Below are 3114 nucleotides of genomic sequence, written 5' to 3'. Positions count from 1 at the left end.
CATGAACACCGTCGCCCCGGCCTCCTGCGCGGCGTACATCTTGTGCGAGATGCCGCCGATCGGACCCACCTTGCCGTCGCCGGTGATGGTTCCGGTGCCCGCGACGAACTTGCCGCCGTTGAGGTCGCCCGTCGTGAGCTTGTCGACGACGGCGAGGCTGAACATCAGACCGGCCGACGGGCCGCCGATGTTCGCGAGGTTGAAGTCGATCTTGAACGGCGCCCACGGCGCGTCGAGCACCCCGACGCCGAGAAAGCCGTAGTCGCGGTCCTTGTTCTTGCCCAACGTGACCGTCGTCGTGCCGAGGGAGCCGTCCTTGCGGCGATAGTCGATCACCAGCTGATCACCGGGCTTGGTCGTCTTCAGGATGGCGGTGAACTGCTCGAGGTTGGCCACGGGCTTGTCGTTGACCAGGTCGATCGCGTCACCCTCTTGCAGCTTCCCCGCCGACGGCCCAGGGTCGGTGACGTTCTGGACGGTGACGGCCTGCGGGTACTTGAGGTAGCCGAGCGCGGCGTACTCGGCGCTGTTCTCCGACTGCTTGAAGTCGCCCGCGTTCTCCTTGTCGATGTCGTCCTTGGACTTGTCCGGCGGGTACACCAGGTCACGCGGGACGAGTTGTTGGTCACCCGACATCCACAGCTGCAGCGCCTGGCCGAGGGTCAGACCGTCGCTCTGGCTGACCGTGGTCATGTTGAGGTGCCCCGACGTGGGATGCACTTCGGTGCCCTGGATGTCGACGACCTGCTTTCCCTCGACTTCTCCGAGGGTATTGAACGTCGGCCCGGGACCGAGTGCCACGAACGGCACCGTCACCAAGGACATCAGCAGACCGAACGCCACGATCGGCACCAGCGCCACCACCAGTGTCATTACCCGCCTGTTCACGGTGCCCACAGTAAGGCTCGCGCCCCTTTCTCCCTCCCAGCGCTCGCCGGATGCGTTCGAGTTCACTCTCAGCGTGACCCGGGGCCCCGCGCGGCGGCCGAGTGGTGAGTACCGTGGAAGCCATGGCTGACCTGCCCTTCGGCTTCTCCTCGGGAGACGACCCCGAGCGAGACGACCGCAAGAAGGACCCGGACAAGGGGTCGCAATCGGATCCATTCGGATTCGGGGGCGGCGAATTCGACATGTCCAACCTGGGTCAGATCTTCTCCCGACTAGGCGAGATGTTCAGTGGCGCAGGCACGACGCCGGGTGGCGCCCAGTCCGGCCCCGTGAACTACGACCTGGCCCGCCAGTTGGCGTCCAGTTCCATCGGCTTCGTCAAACCGGTCCCAGAGAAGACCACCGCAGCCGTCGTCGACGCCGTGCACCTGGCCGACACCTGGCTCGACGGTGTGACTCCCCTTCCGGCGGGCACCACGACCGCCGTGGCGTGGACGCCAAGCGATTGGGTCGACAACACGCTGGCCACCTGGAAGCGCCTGTGTGACCCTGTCGCCGAGCAGATGTCGACGATGTGGGCCTCGGCGCTGCCGGAGGAAGCCAAGGCCATGGCGGGCCCACTGCTCGCGATGATGACCCAGATGGGCGGCATGGCATTCGGTTCACAGCTCGGCCAGGCCCTTGGCACGCTGTCGAAGGAAGTGTTGACCTCCACCGACATTGGGCTGCCCCTGGGACCCAAGGGAACCGCGGCCCTGATGCCCGAGTCCATCGAGTCGTTCGCCGAGGGACTCGAGCAGCCACGCGGCGAGATCATGATGTTCCTCGCCGCGCGCGAGGCGGCGCACCACCGCCTGTTCAGCCACGTGCCCTGGCTGTCGACCCAGTTGCTCAACGCCGTGGAGGCCTTCGCCCGCGGCATGAAGGTCGACACGAGCGGTATCGAGGAACTCGCTGCGGGCTTCAATCCCGCCACCCTCGGTGACCCGTCGGCCATGGAGCAGCTCCTCAATCAGGGCATCTTCGAGCCGAAGTCGACGCCAGAACAGATCGCGGCGCTCGAACGGCTCGAGACGCTACTGGCCCTCATCGAAGGTTGGGTGCAGACCGTCGTGGCCGCCGCCCTGGGCGACCGGATCCCCAGTTCGTCGGCGTTGAGCGAGACGCTTCGCCGTCGACGCGCCACGGGTGGGCCCGCCGAGCAGACCTTCGCGACCCTCGTCGGACTGGAACTGCGACCGCGCAAGCTGCGGGAGGCCGCAGTGTTGTGGGAGCGGCTCACCGAGGCCGTCGGCGCGGATGCCCGTGATGCGGTCTGGCAGCACCCCGACTTGCTTCCCGGCGCGGACGATCTCGACGAACCCGCGAGCTTCATCGACCGCGTCGTGGGCGGCGACACCAGCGGCATGGACCAGGCAATCGCCGACCTCGAGAAGGACTTCAACGACGAGGAGAAGGGCCCCGATCCGGGGCCTAGCTCTGGGCCTGTGGATAACTAAATCGCCGTAGCGGCGTCCCGTGGCAGAGTCGTCGCATGTCGAGCCACACCCTCAATCCGGCCATGCCGGTATTGGTCAGGCCGGATGACCTGGTGCAGGTGGGATGGGACCCGCGGCGCGCGATGCTCGTCCACCCACCCGATGGGTTGTCGGCAGCCGCGCTGGCCGACCTGCTGCGCGCGATGCAGTCCGGTGTCTCGGCGAACGATCTGCGGGCGCTGGCGCTGAATCGGGGAATCGTCGACGCGTCGGCCATGACGGAACTGGTGGCGTCCCTCGTCGAGGCGGGGCTGGCGACCACCACACCGCCGCGCACCCGGTCGGCGTCGATCCGCATCCACGGCCGCGGCCCCCTGTCGGACCTCCTGGCGAGCGCCCTGCGGTGTTCGGGGGCCAGGGTGCGCCAAAGCAGGCTCAGCCATGCGGGTGTCACACCGGGATCCGTGGACCTGGTGGTGTTGTCGGACTTCCTCGTCGCTGATCCGCGGGTCCTGCACGACCTGCATCAGGCGCGTGTTCCGCACCTTCCGGTGCGGGTGCGCGACGGGACGGGGCTGGTCGGTCCGTTGGTGATTCCCGGTGTCACCAGCTGTCTCGGCTGCGCGGACCTGTACCGTAGCGACCGCGATGCGGCGTGGCCCGCCGTCGCCGCCCAGTTGCGGGACGCCGTCGGCAGCGCCGACCGAGCCACCATGCTCGGCACCGCGGCGCTCGCGCTCAACCAGGT

General features: G+C 67.8%; 3 protein-coding genes. 2 read left to right on the top strand and 1 reads right to left on the bottom strand.

From position 1 onward, the window contains the following. The coding region (locus ACRDUX_RS04210) for a YlbL family protein (RefSeq protein ID WP_526411323.1) at window positions 1-888 on the bottom strand (888 nt) is incomplete at its 3' end. Between the two features lie 122 nt (window positions 889-1010). Between ACRDUX_RS04210 and ACRDUX_RS04205 the strand changes: the two genes are divergently transcribed. Continuing rightward, window positions 1011-2387, top strand: a complete 1377-nt coding sequence (locus ACRDUX_RS04205; RefSeq protein ID WP_526411321.1) for a zinc-dependent metalloprotease — start codon at window positions 1011-1013, stop codon at window positions 2385-2387. A 35-nt stretch (window positions 2388-2422) separates the two neighbouring features. Beyond that, the coding region (locus tag ACRDUX_RS04200) for a bacteriocin biosynthesis cyclodehydratase domain-containing protein (protein WP_526411319.1) at window positions 2423-3114 on the top strand (692 nt) is incomplete at its 3' end.

Source organism: Mycobacterium sp. (assembly GCF_050701675.1).
Classification (GTDB): Bacteria; Actinomycetota; Actinomycetes; order Mycobacteriales; family Mycobacteriaceae; genus Mycobacterium.
Note: the sequence above shows the minus strand (reverse complement) of the source record. Positions and strands in the feature narration are given on the sequence as shown.